Raw genomic sequence first — 16,879 nt, forward strand, 5'->3', positions numbered from 1 at the left:
GTATTCAGTCTTTCTTCCATATTTAGTAACAGAAAAGGCTTAGTTAATACGGCCAATCTGTCAATAAGCAAATTCCATCATGTGGTTTAGAAGCCCAGAATTCGTTTTTGGGCTTTTCTTCTTTTCCCTTCTTATAAACTTTCGCCGTTTTGGGAATTGGCTCTATATCAGTAAATTGTGCTAAGATAGTATTGCGCTTGATTATGTAGTTTCCATTGTTGTATTCAGCTTCATATCCAAGAATACGATTTGTAATCCTCATTTCTATATCCGCCTCACTGTTCTGTCTTATCTTCATCTACCAGTAGTAACTCTTTATGATTGTGTCTCAATCGCTTTACATTCACATATATTTTCATCTGTTAAAAGCTGTATCAGGTTCATTGCTCCTGTTTTTGAAAATTTCTTGCCCAATATAGGTTCATGACTAAATATTGGATTTTTATCGTCCCAACTGACAAAATACTCTCCGTTACGATTCTTTACTTTATATGTTTCCATGTTTTTTCCTCTTATAATCTTCTTCATTTGACTCTGTAGCCAGTTTTAGTTTCTTTTTTATAATCTCTACCCTCTTAATCTTCCAAGCTGAATACAGCCATTCTGGTGCGTCTGTGACCATGTTGTTATGATAAGATTACGTTGTTGCTACATCCAGTCCAATCCATACGCGGATAGCATCACATAAATCATAGAATTCTTTTAAATGACTATTTAAGATAGCTTCCTCATCATTGTAAATCAGACCAGGATCTTCTATATCCGGGCATGACATCTGGATATCTTCTATTAATGCATCAATATCATATTTCCATTTATCTATATCCTGTTGGACCATTTTATTTAACAGTAATTTTAAACAGACTTCCATTTGGTTGTATACAGACACAATTGTTTCAATCGTATTTTCCTTATTAATCAGGCTTCTTAGCTTCTGTCCTTCGTCTTCAAGCTTATATTTCCATCTAATCATAATTTCTCCTTTATTCGTTCTTATGTATTCCAAGATTATTTATTATAGGAAACATTGACATGTTCAAAGACATATTTCCACCATATTTCAGGTTGTTTTTGGCTATTATAGTCATCCCGTAATTGTTGTAATTCTTCTGGTGTCAAACATTCCTGTAGATAAACACTACATTTTTTTATTTCATTTTCATTCTCCATATTTTCTGCGCCAAATATGTTTCCACTAAATCTTGCCATTGTTTTGTCTCCTATTTTAAGTCTGTCATCTATAAAGCAAAGGCTTTAGAATAAAATATCTTCAAGATAATCCATTTCTAGGCCTAGCTGTTCCAATACAATGTTTTCAGCTTCATCAACATCATAATTACACTCTTCCAGCATGTTTTTTACTTCATCCAGACGTGCCTCTGCTTCTTTTTCTGTATTCCCATCACGTTTCATTAGGATTTCGATGATTCGATTCATCTTTATCCTCCTTACTTTCCAACTATGTTAACCTAGTCGTTTATATCTTCTTCCGTTTCTTCTTCAATCATCTTTTTATATTTTTCATAATTTTCCTCAGTTACTTTGATAATAAAGAAACTCCTATCAAAATGTCCTGTATCGCAAGATTTAGGAGTATATAGATATACACCCTTTTCTATTTTTTTAATCTTTGGTGTTTTTCTGCAGTCCGAAAGAGCATCTCCAATATCGTGAACAATTTCTGTTTTTGAATGGAAACAGCATTTTTCACTATCAAAAACAGAAAACCATACCTCACTCATCCCTATTCCTATCCAATTTCCTATTTTCAATTCCTGTTTCATATTCATTTCCTTTGCTTTGGATTTTCAAAAACAAAAAGACCATAGGAACTTTATCCTACAGTCTTCTCTCTGCTTCTTTTTGTCCATTTTATACCGCACATTTGGCTTGTTTTATCTCGGACATTCACATTTTTTGCCTGAAAACAGATCATTTCATTTTTGGTTTAAAGATCAACGATGCCAGATATCCAAATATAAGAGCTGCGGTAATCCCGCCAGCGGATGCTGAAAGTCCTCCTTTAAAGGCGCCTAAAATGCCCTCATCCCCTATTGCTTTTTTCACTCCCTGCCACAGGGTATTTCCGAAGCCCAAGAGTGGGACACCTGCTCCAGCTCCGGCCCATTCTTTAAAGGGCTCATAAATACCTGCTGCACCTAAAACAGCACCAGATACTACCAAAAGGACCATAATACGGCCTGGCATCATTTTTGTCTTTTCCATTAAAATCTGCACCAGGGCGCAGATCACTCCCCCTGTAAGAAATGCTCTTATATAATCCATTTATTTATCACACCTTTCTTATTTTCCCATACCTTCCAAAATTATCCCATGGGCGATTCCCGGTATGGTCTGGCCTTCATTGAAACTGACTGTAGAAAGCAGGGCTCCTGTAGGAATAAAAAGAACCCTTCTCCAGATGCCCGCCTGGATATTTGGCAATATCAACGCACCAAGTACCAGGGCACTGCAGCCGCAGCCGCTTCCTCCTGCGTGGGTATCCTGATCGCTGCTGTCATAAATCTCCATACCACAATCCATTAAAAACTCTTCTGCTTCCAGCCCTTCATTTCGTATAAACTCTGCTAAAGCCTGTTTCCCAATTTTTCCCAGATCTCCGGTGATGATCTTGTCATACCAGCCACTTTCCAGCTGCTTTTTTGTTATCTCAAGATCTTTTAAATTCTGCATCACTGTATGAAAGGCTGCCGGGGCCATGGCTGCACCCATATTCATGGAATCTCTGATTCCTGCATCTACTACCTGGCCTGTGGTGATGCCTGCGATCCGGGCGATTCCTTTTTCTCCATATTTTCCAACCACTGCTGCCCCACAGCCTGTTACCGTCCAGGTGGCGGATTTTGGTCTCTGGTTTCCATAGGCAAGAGGAAAACGGAACTCTTTTTCTGCTGTAGCAAAATGACTGGAAGCCATGACAAGTACATTTTCCCCGTAACCTGCATTTACCGTCATTGCACCAAGCCCTAATGCCTCTCCCATGGTAGCGCAGGCACCGTACAGTCCTAAAAGCGGGATCTTCAGGCTTCCCGTGCCAAAGGAGGTAGCGATCAATTGTCCTAACAGATCTCCTGCAAAGCAGTAATCTATTTTTCCTTCTGTAAGATAAGCCTTTGCCATAGCCATCCTGGCCGCCTTTTCCTGCATGGCACTTTCCGCTTCTTCCCAGTTTTCCTTTCCCATTTTGTCATCCTGCTCCACTGCATCAAAGAGCGAACCCAAAGGTCCTTTTCCTTCTTTTGTGCCTGCTACAGAAGCAATACTTCTGATCACAGGGGGATGTTCAAATAGAATACTGGCTCTTCCTCTTTTCTGCTCCATACTATTTTCCAGCCTTTCTTTTTTATTCATGTAGTTACCCTTAAAATGGCTTTTTTACAGTAAAAATATTCTACATAACGCAAAAAACCGCTGTAAAGAATTTTTCCTTACAACGGTTTTTTAGCTTTCTAAAACTTTCCCACTGCAGAATCTGACTTAAAAATCAGGCTTCTGCTTCTTCATATTCTTTTTTCTTTTCCTGATCATTTAACAGGTTTGTCATGCTCTTTAAGCTGATGCCTAAAGTAGATGTATTGTGCAGCAGCGCAGACGTGGCAGGTGCGATCACACCGGCAACGCCTAAAAGGATCAGTCCTAAGTTGAACCCAATAACAAAACGGTAATTTCCATGGATACGCTTCATTAAACCATTGCTGATCGCTTTTAATGTTACCAGCTGATACAGATTTTCCTCAGAAATCGTAATATCTGCGATTTCTCTTGCAATTTCAGCACCTTCACTGATAGCAATGCCTACATCAGCTGCAGAAAGTGCAGGTGAATCGTTGATTCCATCTCCGATCATGATGACCTTATGACCCAGAGCCTTTTCACGCTCTACAAATCCGGCTTTGTCCTCTGGAAGTACCTCGGAAAAGTACCTGTCAACACCTACTTTTTCAGCGATGGCTCTTGCTGTCCTCTCACTGTCACCAGTCATCATAACGATATTCTTAATACCAAGACTTCTTAAAGCTTCAACTGTATCCTTCGCTTCTGGGCGAAGTGGATCCTCGATCAGGAGAACAGCTGCCAGCTTTCCGCCAATAGCCATATACAGATGAGAATAATACGGAGGCAGTTCATCAAATGCCTTCTTATGCTCTTCCGGGATAATACACTTTTCATCATCAAATACAAAGTGATGGCTTCCGATCACAACACGCTCATCATTTACATAGGTTGCAATGCCGTGTGCTACGATATAGTCAACCTTGGAGTGCATTTCTTCATGGACAAGTTTTCTATTTATTGCTTCTTTTACAACTGCATTTGCCATAGAATGTGGGAAATGCTCTTCCAGGCATGCTGCGATCTTCAGGATCTCATTTTGGGACATATCATTAAACACAACTATATCTGCCAGTACCGGCTCTGCTTTTGTAAGGGTACCGGTTTTATCAAATACAATGGTATGTGCCTCAGATACCGCCTCTAAGAACCGGCCGCCCTTTACAGTAATACGGTGGCTATTTGCCTCACGCATAGCAGAAAGAACGGATAACGGCATTGCCAGCTTTAATGCACAGGAAAAATCCACCATAAGAATCGACAGTGCCTTTGTGGAATTGCGTGTCAAAAGCCATGTAAGGGCGGTACCGCCAAGACTCCATGGAACCAGGGCATCTGCCAGGTTTGCAGCTTTTCCTTCTACAGAGGATTTTAATTTTTCAGAATCCTCGATCATCTTTACAATACGCTCAAAACGTGTAGAACCGGCTGCATGTTTTACTTTAAGGGTGATCTCCCCCTCTTCCACTGCAGTTCCTGCATATACATAGGAGCCTGCTTCTTTCTTTACAGGAACAGATTCACCGGTCATAGAAGCCTGGTTTACCATTGCTTCACCGTTTATAACTTCACCGTCTAAGGGGATCACATTTCCAACATGGACCGTTACCAGGTCGCCCTCTTTAATGTTGGATACAGGAACTAATATTTCTGTACCATCTACATTCTGCCACACTTTTTCAATGTTTAAGGACATGCTTCTTGCCAGATCCCCAACAGACTTCTTGTGTGTCCATTCCTCTAACAGTTCACCAATGCCCAACAAGAACATAACAGAACCTGCCGTATTAAAGTCACTTCTTATAATAGAAACCGTAATAGCAGTTGCATCCAGAACTTCTACTTCCAGTTTGCCCTTTAACAGACAACAGATTCCCTTAAATACATAGTGTACTGCCTTTGCCGTAGTATAAACAGCTCTTAACCAAAATGGAAAGCATGTCTTTGTAACCATGCGTACAGCTACATGCTTAAACAGTTTTTCCTGATACTCTCTGTTTAACTCACGTCCGCTGTTTGCCGGTACGATTTCTTCTAATTCTTTATTTTCATAAGAAAAAGTCCTGATCCCTTCCAGGATCTCATTCCTGTCACCTTTATAAATAATAACTGCGTCTGCAGTCCGTTCATAAACTTTTGCGTTCTGTACTCCCGGAAGAGTCCCCAGGTAATACTGAAGCAGATCTGCCTGGCGCAGGCTCATAACACCTTTCTGGAATACATGGATACGGAATCTTCCGTTTATCTCATGTTTAATGGAAAATTTCATAGGTTTATCGCTCCCTGTAAAAGAAAGCCCGGGAAGTTTTTCTCCCCAGGCCCCGTTTATTTTTTAATTAAGCCTCAGCGTTTGCTGCTTCTTCCTCATTAAAGGACTTTTCTGCCTCTGCCTGGCTCTCATCCTCAAAAACTTCTTCTTTGTTTCTCTGCTCGTTGATCTCCTTAGCTTCTGCAAGGATATCTTCTGCATTTTCCTGAATGTTAGTTGCAGTAGTCATAACACAATCCTTAGCGCGAAGTCCGGCTGCCAGACAATTGATGTAGAACTTTTTAGCATCCTTGCTTCCTAAAACTTTAACACCAGCTGTACCAAACAGCACACCGCTTGCAAATAAACCAATCTTTTTTACTTTTCCAATATCTAACATCATGTTTTTATCCTCCTTGTCCAGAATGTACTCCCAAAGTCTTTTCACAAAACCAAGCACAGAAAGATTCTGAAAGCACACATGTTTTATACTTAATTTTTACATTTGATACTTTAGCAAATCAACTTGTAGTTAGTCAATCAGAACATTTCTCAATAAGATGTGTGCTTGTACCTGCATATTACTCCCCCTTTAAGCATATCTTATACCTTTATCCTGCAGGCAATCTCCTTGCCTACAGCTACTTTTCCCTCTCTGGTACCAATGATTAGATCACCCATGCAATTCTGGATCACCTTAATGCTGCTGCCTTCTGTAATACTATGTTTTTCCATCCATTCCCCGATTTTTGCACCTGCCATCATCCACTTAACAGTACAGATTTCACCAGGCTTCATTTCTGTTAATGCCTGCATAAAAATACCCCCAAATCCAATTAATATTGACTAACTTAAGTTATATACAACTAATATTGTCAGTTAATTTCGTTTGTTTTATCAATATTGTATTCCTGTATCATTGGGTTAGTCAATTATAAATTGCTTTTATTATTGCTTTTATTTTTTGTAAAATGAGTTATACTTATACTACATACAAATGTACTCTCGGAATCTTTTTGTACTTGATTTTGCGAGAAGATTTTTTGTCAGTTGTGCCCAAATTTTTGAGGCGTACGCGGTGCGTACGTTGATAAAATTCGGGTGCGACTGGCGGAAAATCGGCCGCAAAGGCAAGTGCATGAAAGACTCCGAGAGTACATACAATATCCAGGAGGTCTTATTCAAATGAAAAAACCTGTGATCGGCATCCTTGGTGCCCACATGTCAAATAACGGCGGTCCGGCTCCGGTACCTGCTGACTACGTTAATCATGCTTATTGTTCCGGCGTGGAAAATGCTGGTGGCATCCCCATTCTCCTTCCGGTTTTAAAAGATCCCACAGATATGGATCCGGTGCTGGCCATGTGTGACGGACTTCTTATCCCAGGAGGCGTAGATGTTGACCCACGTTTCTATGGCGAAGATCCATCTCCTCTGCTGGGCTCCTTAGACTCTGCCATGGACCGTTTCTGGATCTATGCTGCAAACTATGCATTAGAGCATAACATGCCTGTCCTTGGAATCTGCCGGGGACTGCAGCTTGTAAATGTGGCCTTTGGCGGAAGCCTTTACCAGGATCTCTCCTATATGAATCCAGACCACATGCTCCACTCCCAGAAGCAGAATCGGGATTATCTCATCCATCAGGTCACAATAGACGCAGACAGCCATTTAGCTTCTATTTTAGGTAAGGAGCCAGTATATACCAACACCTTGCATCACCAGTGTGTAAAAGAACCGGGAAAGGGCTTAAAGATCACTGCCCATACCGCAGATGGCATCCCTGAAGCCATGGAAACAGCAAATGGACAGTTTATCCTGGTACAATGGCATCCTGAGGAACTGCAAAACAGCGAACCCCGGATGCGTGGTTTATTTAAAGATCTGATCGAAAAAGCAGGCAAATAAAATACCAAAAAAAAGCAGTATGTCCGCAATGTCATTAACTTAAAAGCAGAAGATATTTATTCCGAAATGGATTAGATATCTTCTGCTTTTTTTGATATGCTTATATTGTAAAAAGAAGCCATGAACCTGCTCAAAAAAGGATGTGATTATGCATGAAGCATTCTCAGAAACGTATATTCATGGATATAGAAAAAATGACTTCTGATGAATTTAAGGCATTTTGCCGATCAGGTAATAAAAATTATTTTACCAGAATTCGAAAAATGCCTCTTCAGGATCTTCTTTTCACGATGATAAACAGAAAGGGGTTGACGTTGGCATTGGAACTGAGAAATTATATGAAACTTGCTCATCCTGGTGTGTCTATTTCAAAACCAGGATATCTGAAACAGCGTATGAAACTTAATCCAGATGCTTTTTTAGAATTATATAAATATCATAACCGTAACTTTTATGCAGATTCCACCTTTTCAACTTATAAAGATCATTTAATATTAGCCGCTGACGGCTCAGATATTAATATTCCTACCACTGCTGAAACACTGAAACTATATGGTTCTGCAAGCCGGAAAAACGCAAAGCCCCAAGCTCAAATAGGATTAGGCTGTATTTATGATGTAATGAATCGTATGATACTGGAAAGTGACTGTAATAAGGTGAAATTTAATGAAATGCGCCTGGCCGAAAAACAGATGGAGCGAATACCGGAAACAATAGGCAGCATTCCCTATATTATTATCATGGACAGAGGCTATCCTTCTACGCCAGCGTTTATACATATGATGGATAAGGATATTAAATTTATCGTACGTTTAAAAAGCAGTGATTACAAAAAAGAGCAAAACAGTTTAACAGAAAAGGATCAGCTAGTTAAAATAAAACTTGATAAGTCAAGAATCAGACATTACGAGGGAACGCCAGATGGAGAACGTATGAAAGAATTAGGTGAAATTTCATTGCGTATGGTAAAAATCCTATTAGAAAACGGAAGTTTAGAAGTTTTGGCTACAAATCTTTCACAAACTGAATTTCATACAGAAGAAATAAAAGAATTATATCATATGAGGTGGGGGATAGAGACTGCGTATGAAACGCTAAAGAGTCGGTTGCAATTAGAGAATTTTACAGGAACAAAACCTATTCTGTTATTACAAGATATATACAGCACTATATATCTGAGCAATTTAGTTGAAGATATCATATTAGATGCAGAGCGTGAACTGGATCAGAAAGAAGCGAACAGAAAACATAAAATGATGATCAATCAGACTGTTAGTATTGGAATCTTAAAAAATGATCTGATTTATATACTTCTTGAAACGGATGGTCAAAAGAAAAATATGTTATTTCAGCAAATATATGAAGATATCAGTAAAAATCTTGTTCCCATTCGTCCTGATCGGCATTATACCAGAACGAAAGGGCAATTAGCAGGAAAATATTCGAATACCCATAAAAGAGCGTACTGAGCTAAAAAATACGAATACAAAGAGAAGGGGATAAGTATGCCCATATACAAACAAAAAGCAGGAATCATAGTTTTATAAATGCTTACGATTTCTGCTCTTTGCTAAAGTTAATGACATTGAGTATGTCCGGGTCTTATAATAAGATACCCAAAGCATACTGCTTTAACTAATCCAGTTATTTATGAGCGTAGGGAAAAACAAACGGCTGCGCAGCAGGCAGCAGAGCACGTCCGTGCGGGAATCTGAGTATAAGAAATAATATACCCGTATCAGACTAAAAACAGACACCATACTGGCACTGTTACCAATGAAAGCAAAGTAGTAAATACCACGCATTTCGTTGCAAAGGCTTCATCTTTTTTATATTTGGAAGCCATAACCGCCGTAACACTGGCCGCCGGCATTGCCGCCAAAACCACAGACACTCCTGTTACCAGATCATCTACTGATGCAAGCCTACAGCCTATATACACCAAAAGAGGAACAAATACCAAACGTATAAATGCATAATAGATCGTATCACGTTCTACCAGCTCTGTAAGCTTTACTTTAGAAAGGATCAGACCTACTAAAGCCATTGCAAGGAATGTATTTGCACCAGCTACTGTTTTGATCGTCACGTTCAATACTTCCGGCAGCCGGATCTGCGTTACCATGAGTAAAAATCCGATCAATACAGATAAAATACATGGATGGGTAGCCACTTTTTTGCAAAGCGTCTTCTTATCTGGTGCCTCTGTAAAATATGTAAGACCTACAGACCACATAAAAATGCGCTGCGGGATCACATATATGGATGCATACATCATTCCCATCTGCCCAAAAATCCCTTCTGCAATAGGATTTCCAAGGATTCCCGCATTGGAACAGATTGTTGCGTACTGCAGCACTTTTTTTCTGCTCTCACCATAATGATTGTAAAGGAACATGCCAAGAACATAGCTTCCGATCTGGATCACGACTCCTGCTATAGCAATGGTCATACATGCAATAAGGATCTGATGATTAAACTCAATCTGGAATGATTTCAATATGCTTGCCGGAAGGGTGACAAACAGGACCAGGTCTGTAAGCAGGCTTTTTCCATTATCATCTGCCAGCCCCTTCTTTCCAAAAATATACCCGATAAGCATAGTCAGAAACAGCATTCCCTGTGTCTGAAATAAGCCGGAAAAACTCATAAGAACTAACCTCTATTCTTTTATTGCTGGTCTTAAACCAGTCCGGCTTTTATTCTAGCACACTCTGTATATCTAAAACAAGTATCTGTTTCGGTTATTCTGTTTCTATTTTTTTGTATTAAAAGCACCCAACGAATTTTTTACATTATCCCAATATCTCCAGTGTTCTCTTATCCATCTCTCCATGAAAGAACTTGTCCAGGACCTTCTGGAATACGTCATATTCGGATGCGACCGCCGCAAACAATGTCATGCATGATTGCAGCTTCATATCATCTGGGAATCCCATTACACGAGTAGCATCATCCGATTCCACTTGAAGCAGTGCCTCACTTATCTCTAGAAGATGCCCTCTTAACAAGTCATTTTGCATATAGCACTCAGCCTCTTCCCTATCCGCGATGGAATAATAGACTGCGATTTCACTTCTCCCAAGGCCTATAATCTGTGGGAAGATGTACCACATCCAATGACTCCGCTTATAACCTTCTTTGATTTCGTTCAATGCAGTATCATAATCACGGTTCTGTGCTTTGATGAAACGGTCTAATTCATACATACCATCACCTCTCCCTGCGAAGTGGCTGCATAACAACCACCTGTGATACTAATTCATACTCTGTATCTATTTCACTTGCAGGAATAGTCATTACATTATCCATGTATTCAGTAAAAGTGCCTACAGTATCTATCTCAGAATAACCAAATTCCTTCTGATCATCTCGATAATGCATTGGAATGACCATTTTCGGATTTAGTCGATGCATCAAATCTGCAGCTTGTTTTCCATCAATCGTGTAATATCCACCTACTGGAACCATAATGCAATCCAGATTTTCCAATTCATTAATCTGTTCCTTTGTCAGTTCGCAGCCTAAATCCCCTAAATGAGCAACACTATTTGTTCCATCATCTATAATATAGATTTTGTTTTTTCCTCTTTTAGCGCCCTGCACCTCATCATGATAGGTATCTATTTCGCTAACTGAAAACGGATTATCTATTTCAGAACTGATAATCCTCACTTCATTTCGTCCGTTATGATCCCCATGCTCATGTGTACAGTAAACCTTATTGGCTTCAGTATCTAAAGCTGCCAGTCCCGGTACACTACCTTTTGTATACGGATCAACGACTATCGCATATCCATCATTTTCAATTTTAAAGCATGAATGTCCAAACCATGTTATTTTCATAGGTTCTATGCCTCCTCTGTCACAAATTCATTTCGATAGTTCACTCCTCCGATGATAATCGGCTTGCCATCCAAAACTCTCTGAATTTGACTTTCTGTAGCAAGACTCTGTAAACTATTCCAAAAGTATGTCTCAGTATGCCTTGTGTCATTAATCAAGTAAATCACCCTATCTTCACTCCAAGTATATCCAAGTTTTGTAAAATGTACAAGAGCTGGGATCTTAACTCTGGAATCTTCTGGTCTCCCCATAGGTATGGCACCTCCAATACATCATTATTTCTTCTTGCGAGGATCAACTGGTTTTTGTGCATCCTTTGGCAACAACCATGTTTTTCCTTTTTTCTCTGCGCCAGGTACTCTTCCTTGACTACAAAGTAAGGATTTAGTTCAATAGGGTCCGAAAGGGCTCCTCCATGTATAAACGCATTCACGGTAATTTTGTCCATTTTGCTCCGCCGCCGATTAAGCAGGTCTCCGGCAAACTCGCTCACTGCGTTCGCTCAAACAGTGCCTCCAACCTGCCAGCTATGCTCACAAAATGGACAAAATTGCCTGCCGAATGCTTATTATACATGGAGGAGCCCTTTCTACTGTATTGGATATGTCATATAAAAAATACCATACTTAAGTACAATCCCCCTCCTACATGAAAACTGCTTATTGGTTTGCTCCTACATTTTTTATTGCCAATAACGTAGAAAGCCGCCGGTACACATGACAGAATAAGCATTTGTTGAAAATCCGTGAGTGGACGCGCATAGCGTCAGAACGGAGAACCACTGTTTGAGCACGCAACGCGTGCGAGTTTGGTTCGCAGTTCTGACAATAGGCGGCGCAAGCCCACGAGCAAAGGATTTTCATTCAATGCGCATCTGTCATGTGCGCCGGTGGCTTTCGGACCTTAGTCAACAATATCGGTATATTCTTTTATCGGAATAGTTTCAACAGTAAATGATACATTATTGTGTCAAAAAAAGAAACCATGTATTAAACTACACAGTTTCTTTCATAACGATATTGTTTATCTATTAAAATTGAATGCTTTCTTTCCGAGATAACTTGCACTATCCCCCAAATTTTCGTCAATTCTAAGAAGCTGATTATACTTAGCGACTCTTTCCGACCTACTAGGTGCTCCAGTTTTAATCTGTCCTGCATTTAAGGCAACCGCAAGATCTGCTATTGTTACATCTTCTGTTTCTCCTGATCTATGCGAAACGATGGCTGTATAACCTGCCTTCTGTGCCATCTTAATAGTCTCAAGCGTTTCAGATACTGAACCAATCTGATTAAGCTTAATTAGGATAGAGTTTGCAACTCCCATCTCTATTCCCTTCTTCAGTCGTTCTGTATTGGTTACGAATAAATCATCTCCCACTAGCTGTACTTTATGACCAATTCTCTCTGTCATCTTCTTCCAACCTTCCCAATCCTCCTCATCAAGACCATCTTCGATGGAATAAATAGGATACTTAGCAATAAGCTGTTCCCAATATTCAATCAATTCATCTGATGTAAAGTCTTTTCCTGATTTTGGCTGATGATAAAAACCTACTCCTTTTTCACTCTTCCATTCTGATGATGCAGCATCAAGGGCAATTACAAAATCTTTACCTGGCTCAAATCCTGCATTTTGAATTGCCTTTACAAGATGGTCTAGCGCATCCTCCTGTGATTTAAACTCAGGTGCAAATCCACCTTCATCGCCTACAGCTGTAGACATACCCTCATCTTTAATCAATTTTTGCAATGAATGAAATACTTCTGTTCCCCAACGAAGTGCTTCTGAAAAGTTTTCTGCTCCTACAGGCATCACGAGGAATTCCTGTATATCCACAGGTGCACTGCTATGAGCTCCCGCATTTTCCAAATTAAGCATTGGCACGGGCAATGTAGTGGCGTTTACACCACCAAGGAATCTATATAGTGGAATTCCCAAGGCTTTCGCAGCCGCATTTGCTGTCGCAAGGGATACTGCAAGAATCGCATTTGCTCCCAAATTTGATTTATCTTTTGTTCCGTCCAATTTAATCATTATCTGATCTACAGCATATAGATCAGAAGCATCCATTCCGATTAGTGCCGGTGCAATCTGTTCATTTATATTCGCAACTGCCTTTGTAACTCCTTTGCCACCGAATTTTTCTTTATCTCCATCTCTAAGCTCAAGTGCTTCAAATACTCCTGTTGACGCTCCTGATGGTGCAGCGCCTCTTCCTACTGTTCCATCTACTAATATAACCTCAGCCTCAACCGTTGGATTACCTCTGGAATCAATAATCTGTCTTCCAATAACCTTTTCAATCTCTAAATACATCATAGTATCAACACTCCTTTCAATGAGAAATCATATTTTTTCCTACATGGTTAGTTTATACTAACTATGTATATCCGTCAATTATCCTACTATGATAATGTTTCTCATAAATAAGTGGTTTTATACAGGTATCCGAAATAAGTGGTTGAAACTGCTTATACTGATACCCCCAAAAAGATGGAAAGTAATTCTTTCCACCTTTTATTGGTGTCGCCAGAATACACCCTTTCTTACTGTTTCTGTAATCATAAATGACATTCTTCGATCTGATGGATTTTATCCTTAAAACAGCAAAAAGGAAGCTGCCGCTTCACGAAAATTCATTCGTTAAAGTGACAGCCTCGTGATCATTTTTTTACTCACCCAGAGTATAATTTCCATTTCCTTCAGCCACGATGCAACTGTTAAAGAATTCAGTTGCTGCCTTGATCAGATAGCAGGTATCTTTCACACCTGCAGTCTCATAAGGAGAATGCATTGCAAACTGAGGAAGTCCGATATCTACAGTATTTAAGGAAACATGTGCATTGGAAATATTTCCCAGTGTGGAACCACCTGCAATGTCAGAACGGTTGGTAAAGGTCTGTACCGGAACCTGTACCTTCTTGCATAATGCCTTGAAAACAGCTGCTGATACTGCATCAGTGGTATATTTCTGATTTGCATTGTATTTGATAACAATACCCTCATTAATAGACGGACGGTTGGTTGGATCAGCGACATCTGCATGGTTTGGATGTACTGCATGGGCATTATCTGCAGAGATCATAAAGCTGGAGGCAACTGCCATAAGATACTGCTCTCTGGTACGTCCCAGACTGTCATTAATACGCTCTAAAACATCCTTTAAGAAAGTGGAATCTGCCCCCTGCTTGGTACCGCTTCCCACTTCTTCATTGTCAAAGATAGCTGCTACAGAAACACTTGAACTGTTTTCTCCTTCAATAACTGCTTTTACAGAAGAAAATGCACACTGCAGATCATCCAGTCTGCCGCAGGAAAGGAAGGTCTCATCTGCACCCCAGATAGTTCCCGGCTGACGGTTATATAAAAACAGATCATGTCCTAAAATATCCTCTTCTTTTACACCTGCTGCTTCTGCCATGAGAGACATAAAGGTTCCCTTTGCTTCCAGACTGCCAAATACAGGAAGCATATCTTTCTGTGCATTATAAGCGTACCCGTCATTTACCTGGCGGTTCATATGGATAGCCAGATTTGGGATCATCACCAGATCCCGGTCTACATTAACCAGTTTGGACACAAGACGGCTTTCCTCTGATACTACCAGTCTTCCTGCGATGGATAATGGTCTGTCAAACCATGGTGCACAGATCATGCCGCCATACTTTTCAACATTTAACTTGATGCAGTGAGCTGCTTCTATCTCCGGATTTTCTTTAATTTTAAAGGCTGGTGAATCACTGTGGCTTGCCATGATCTGAAATCCCTTAAAGTCTTTTCCCGGTATCTTAAATGCGATCACAGAAGACTGATTGCGGGTCACAAAATAACGTCCGCCAGCCTTAAGCTCCCAGCTTTCTTCCTCTTTTACTTCTGTAAAGCCGGCTGCTGTAAGCATATCTGTTACATTCTTCACTGCATGAAAGCAGGAAGGACTGTTCTGTAAAAATGCAAGCAGTTCCTTTGCTGTTTCGTTGTAGTTTTCTCTTGTTAATTCCATAGTGTTAAATATCTTCTCCTTATATTAACTTCTTAAAATATCGCTTTTAAAAACCACGCCTGCGAAAGCAGGCGGGTATGTACTCTTTTTATTTTTCTTTCATATAAGCTACTGCTTTGGAAAGTCCCATACTGTTAGATCCCTTAAACAGCAGACAATCACCGGAAACTACATGGTCATCTAACCATTTTTCCAGTTCTTCAAGGTTTTCTACTTCTGCCAGCGGTATATTTCCCCCTGACATTTTCAGACCAGCTCCGATCTCTTCTGCCAGTTTCCCATAAAGAACTACCTGATCTACCGGATGCTCTTTTAAGAAAGTTCCCACTTCCTGATGGAATTTTATAGTATCAGGACCTAATTCCTTCATATCAGCAAGAACCGCGATCCTTTTTCCCTCACATGGCAAAGAACCTAATACCTGTATTCCCGCTTTCATGGAAACAGGGCTCGCATTATAGCTGTCATCGATCACTGTTACGCCATTCAGATGCAGGATCTGCTGACGGCCCTTAAAGCCTTCAAAGCGGCATAAAGGCTCTGAAGCCTTTTCCATAGAAATACCATATTCACCTGCCACTGCCAGGGCTGCCAGAGCATTCTGTACCATATGGACACCCATGACCTCAAGATGAAGCTGTACTTTTTCATCTCCATGAACAGCTGTAAATACAGGATGACCATTTTCCAGATGCAGATCCTCTCCCCGGTAATCACAGCCTTCTGAAAGTCCATACAGGATCTTCTTCCTGCCATTCTCCGGGATTACATTCCTAAGAAGGGGATCATCTCCGTTTAAGAATAATGTTCCATCTTCTGACATTCCATCCTGGATATGCAGCTTTTCCTTTAAAATATTCTCTTTAGAACCTAACTGTTCAATATGGGCTACTCCAATATTAGTCACAACTGCACAGTTGACTCTGGCAACATTTGCAATACGGGTCATTTCTCCCGGCTCACTCATTCCCAGTTCGATCACACCGATCTCTGCATTTTCCGGGATCTCAGCAACAGTGATCGGCACTCCCACCTGACTGTTGCTGTTTCCCGGTGTCTTGTATACAAGAAAACCGGCGCTTAAGGCTGCTGCCACCATTTCACGGGTGGTAGTCTTTCCCACGCTTCCGGTAATACCGACCAAAGGAAGAGGATGCATGTTTCTGCAATATGCTCCCAGATCCTGAAGCGCCTTTCTTGTATCAGGCACACAGATCCATGCCGCTGCTTTTGCCGCTGTTTCTTTTTCTTTGTCCCCTTTGCACTGGGTAAAGATAGCTTCCTGTACTTCCTCTTCTGTTTTATGACGGCTGGTAAACACTGCCTTTGCACCATTTCCAATGGCCATGCAGATATAATCATGTCCGTCTGCCCGTTCCCCGATGATCGGCACAAACAGATCATTTCCTGTCATTTTTCTGGAATCCAGGCTGATATGCTCTACAGATGGAGCATCCCCTTCGTGTACTAATATTCCACCAACTGCTCCTGCAAGGGCTCTGGCTGTTATCTCTCTCATC

General features: G+C 40.5%; 19 protein-coding genes and 1 pseudogene. 2 read left to right on the plus strand and 18 right to left on the minus strand.

What is annotated here, in order from left to right; translation table 11 throughout:
* Positions 1 to 43 precede the first annotated feature (43 nt).
* The 11 genes from OGM16_16715 to OGM16_16765 form a co-directional block, all read right to left on the minus strand.
* On the minus strand, positions 44 to 262 hold the full coding sequence (locus tag OGM16_16715; GenBank protein UYJ46407.1) for a hypothetical protein: 219 nt from the start codon (positions 260 to 262) through the stop codon (positions 44 to 46).
* A gap of 53 nt (positions 263 to 315) precedes the next feature.
* Entirely contained in the window at positions 316 to 501 is a 186-nt protein-coding gene (locus OGM16_16720) for a hypothetical protein (protein ID UYJ46408.1), read from the minus strand.
* 136 nt (positions 502 to 637) lie between these two features.
* Positions 638 to 973, minus strand: a complete 336-nt coding sequence (locus OGM16_16725) for a hypothetical protein (GenBank protein UYJ46409.1) — start codon at positions 971 to 973, stop codon at positions 638 to 640.
* Between the two features lie 35 nt (positions 974 to 1,008).
* Complete coding sequence (locus OGM16_16730; GenBank protein ID UYJ46410.1) at positions 1,009 to 1,209, minus strand: hypothetical protein; 201 nt, start codon at positions 1,207 to 1,209, stop codon at positions 1,009 to 1,011.
* 45 nt (positions 1,210 to 1,254) lie between these two features.
* Positions 1,255 to 1,437, minus strand: a complete 183-nt coding sequence (locus OGM16_16735; GenBank protein UYJ46411.1) for a hypothetical protein — start codon at positions 1,435 to 1,437, stop codon at positions 1,255 to 1,257.
* Positions 1,438 to 1,469: 32 nt separating this feature from the next.
* Entirely contained in the window at positions 1,470 to 1,784 is a 315-nt protein-coding gene (locus OGM16_16740) for a hypothetical protein (protein UYJ46412.1), read from the minus strand.
* Positions 1,785 to 1,932: 148 nt separating this feature from the next.
* Positions 1,933 to 2,286: a SpoVA/SpoVAEb family sporulation membrane protein gene (locus OGM16_16745; protein ID UYJ46413.1), complete on the minus strand. Its 354-nt coding sequence runs from the start codon at positions 2,284 to 2,286 to the stop codon at positions 1,933 to 1,935.
* Positions 2,287 to 2,304: 18 nt separating this feature from the next.
* On the minus strand, positions 2,305 to 3,342 hold the full coding sequence (locus tag OGM16_16750) for a stage V sporulation protein AD (protein ID UYJ48496.1): 1,038 nt from the start codon (positions 3,340 to 3,342) through the stop codon (positions 2,305 to 2,307).
* 163 nt (positions 3,343 to 3,505) lie between these two features.
* A complete protein-coding gene (locus OGM16_16755) occupies positions 3,506 to 5,623 on the minus strand; it encodes a heavy metal translocating P-type ATPase (protein ID UYJ46414.1) in 2,118 nt (705 codons plus the stop codon).
* Positions 5,624 to 5,690: 67 nt separating this feature from the next.
* Entirely contained in the window at positions 5,691 to 6,002 is a 312-nt protein-coding gene (locus OGM16_16760) for a DUF6110 family protein (GenBank protein UYJ48497.1), read from the minus strand.
* 203 nt (positions 6,003 to 6,205) lie between these two features.
* Entirely contained in the window at positions 6,206 to 6,418 is a 213-nt protein-coding gene (locus OGM16_16765; GenBank protein ID UYJ46415.1) for a ferrous iron transport protein A, read from the minus strand.
* A 369-nt stretch (positions 6,419 to 6,787) separates the two neighbouring features.
* Between OGM16_16765 and OGM16_16770 the strand changes: the two genes are divergently transcribed.
* Both OGM16_16770 and OGM16_16775 read left to right on the plus strand, forming a co-directional pair.
* The gene (locus OGM16_16770) at positions 6,788 to 7,510 is read left to right on the plus strand and encodes a gamma-glutamyl-gamma-aminobutyrate hydrolase family protein (GenBank protein UYJ46416.1); all 723 of its coding nucleotides are present in this window, start codon (positions 6,788 to 6,790) and stop codon (positions 7,508 to 7,510) included.
* Between the two features lie 152 nt (positions 7,511 to 7,662).
* Positions 7,663 to 8,979, plus strand: coding sequence for an IS4 family transposase (locus OGM16_16775; protein ID UYJ46417.1), 1,317 nt, complete (start codon positions 7,663 to 7,665; stop codon positions 8,977 to 8,979).
* Between the two features lie 269 nt (positions 8,980 to 9,248).
* Here OGM16_16775 and OGM16_16780 read toward each other — a convergent pair whose 3' ends face one another.
* The 7 genes and pseudogenes from OGM16_16780 to OGM16_16810 all read right to left on the minus strand — a co-directional run bounded on the left by OGM16_16780 (position 9,249) and on the right by OGM16_16810 (position 16,878).
* The gene (locus OGM16_16780; protein UYJ46418.1) at positions 9,249 to 10,160 is read right to left on the minus strand and encodes an AEC family transporter; all 912 of its coding nucleotides are present in this window, start codon (positions 10,158 to 10,160) and stop codon (positions 9,249 to 9,251) included.
* Between the two features lie 145 nt (positions 10,161 to 10,305).
* The gene (locus tag OGM16_16785) at positions 10,306 to 10,719 is read right to left on the minus strand and encodes a DUF1810 domain-containing protein (protein UYJ46419.1); all 414 of its coding nucleotides are present in this window, start codon (positions 10,717 to 10,719) and stop codon (positions 10,306 to 10,308) included.
* Positions 10,720 to 10,723: 4 nt separating this feature from the next.
* Positions 10,724 to 11,356, minus strand: a complete 633-nt coding sequence (locus OGM16_16790) for an MBL fold metallo-hydrolase (protein ID UYJ46420.1) — start codon at positions 11,354 to 11,356, stop codon at positions 10,724 to 10,726.
* A gap of 275 nt (positions 11,357 to 11,631) precedes the next feature.
* Positions 11,632 to 11,739 (minus strand): annotated as a pseudogene (locus OGM16_16795) (DNA-binding protein).
* Between the two features lie 640 nt (positions 11,740 to 12,379).
* Positions 12,380 to 13,678 (minus strand): phosphopyruvate hydratase, encoded by a 1,299-nt coding sequence (gene eno, locus OGM16_16800; GenBank protein UYJ46421.1) that lies wholly within the window; start codon positions 13,676 to 13,678, stop codon positions 12,380 to 12,382.
* Between the two features lie 352 nt (positions 13,679 to 14,030).
* Entirely contained in the window at positions 14,031 to 15,359 is a 1,329-nt protein-coding gene (locus OGM16_16805; protein ID UYJ46422.1) for a M18 family aminopeptidase, read from the minus strand.
* An 88-nt stretch (positions 15,360 to 15,447) separates the two neighbouring features.
* Positions 15,448 to 16,878 carry a UDP-N-acetylmuramoyl-tripeptide--D-alanyl-D-alanine ligase gene (locus OGM16_16810; protein UYJ46423.1) on the minus strand — a complete coding sequence of 477 codons (1,431 nt, stop codon included), beginning with the start codon at positions 16,876 to 16,878 and terminating at the stop codon, positions 15,448 to 15,450.
* Between the last annotated feature and the right edge of the window lies 1 nt (position 16,879).

Source organism: Lachnospiraceae bacterium, assembly GCA_025758065.1.
Classification (GTDB): domain Bacteria; phylum Bacillota; class Clostridia; order Lachnospirales; family Lachnospiraceae; genus Enterocloster.

Excerpts from the sequence above, each read along its gene's own strand:
- OGM16_16760 (UYJ48497.1), bottom strand. The coding sequence starts at position 6,002 with ATGTTAGATATTGGAAAAGTAAAAAAGATTGGTTTATTTGCAAGCGGT.
- OGM16_16750 (UYJ48496.1), bottom strand. The coding sequence starts at position 3,342 with ATGGAGCAGAAAAGAGGAAGAGCCAGTATTCTATTTGAACATCCCCCT.
- OGM16_16730 (UYJ46410.1), bottom strand. The coding sequence starts at position 1,209 with ATGGCAAGATTTAGTGGAAACATATTTGGCGCAGAAAATATGGAGAAT.
- OGM16_16715 (UYJ46407.1), bottom strand. The coding sequence starts at position 262 with ATGAGGATTACAAATCGTATTCTTGGATATGAAGCTGAATACAACAAT.
- OGM16_16785 (UYJ46419.1), bottom strand. The coding sequence starts at position 10,719 with ATGTATGAATTAGACCGTTTCATCAAAGCACAGAACCGTGATTATGAT.
- OGM16_16770 (UYJ46416.1), top strand. The coding sequence starts at position 6,788 with ATGAAAAAACCTGTGATCGGCATCCTTGGTGCCCACATGTCAAATAAC.
- OGM16_16810 (UYJ46423.1), bottom strand. The coding sequence starts at position 16,878 with ATGAGAGAGATAACAGCCAGAGCCCTTGCAGGAGCAGTTGGTGGAATA.
- OGM16_16765 (UYJ46415.1), bottom strand. The coding sequence starts at position 6,418 with ATGCAGGCATTAACAGAAATGAAGCCTGGTGAAATCTGTACTGTTAAG.
- OGM16_16725 (UYJ46409.1), bottom strand. The coding sequence starts at position 973 with ATGATTAGATGGAAATATAAGCTTGAAGACGAAGGACAGAAGCTAAGA.
- OGM16_16775 (UYJ46417.1), top strand. The coding sequence starts at position 7,663 with ATGAAGCATTCTCAGAAACGTATATTCATGGATATAGAAAAAATGACT.
- OGM16_16740 (UYJ46412.1), bottom strand. The coding sequence starts at position 1,784 with ATGAAACAGGAATTGAAAATAGGAAATTGGATAGGAATAGGGATGAGT.
- OGM16_16780 (UYJ46418.1), bottom strand. The coding sequence starts at position 10,160 with ATGAGTTTTTCCGGCTTATTTCAGACACAGGGAATGCTGTTTCTGACT.
- OGM16_16720 (UYJ46408.1), bottom strand. The coding sequence starts at position 501 with ATGGAAACATATAAAGTAAAGAATCGTAACGGAGAGTATTTTGTCAGT.
- OGM16_16790 (UYJ46420.1), bottom strand. The coding sequence starts at position 11,356 with ATGAAAATAACATGGTTTGGACATTCATGCTTTAAAATTGAAAATGAT.
- eno (UYJ46421.1), bottom strand. The coding sequence starts at position 13,678 with ATGATGTATTTAGAGATTGAAAAGGTTATTGGAAGACAGATTATTGAT.
- OGM16_16735 (UYJ46411.1), bottom strand. The coding sequence starts at position 1,437 with ATGAATCGAATCATCGAAATCCTAATGAAACGTGATGGGAATACAGAA.
- OGM16_16745 (UYJ46413.1), bottom strand. The coding sequence starts at position 2,286 with ATGGATTATATAAGAGCATTTCTTACAGGGGGAGTGATCTGCGCCCTG.
- OGM16_16805 (UYJ46422.1), bottom strand. The coding sequence starts at position 15,359 with ATGGAATTAACAAGAGAAAACTACAACGAAACAGCAAAGGAACTGCTT.
- OGM16_16755 (UYJ46414.1), bottom strand. The coding sequence starts at position 5,623 with ATGAAATTTTCCATTAAACATGAGATAAACGGAAGATTCCGTATCCAT.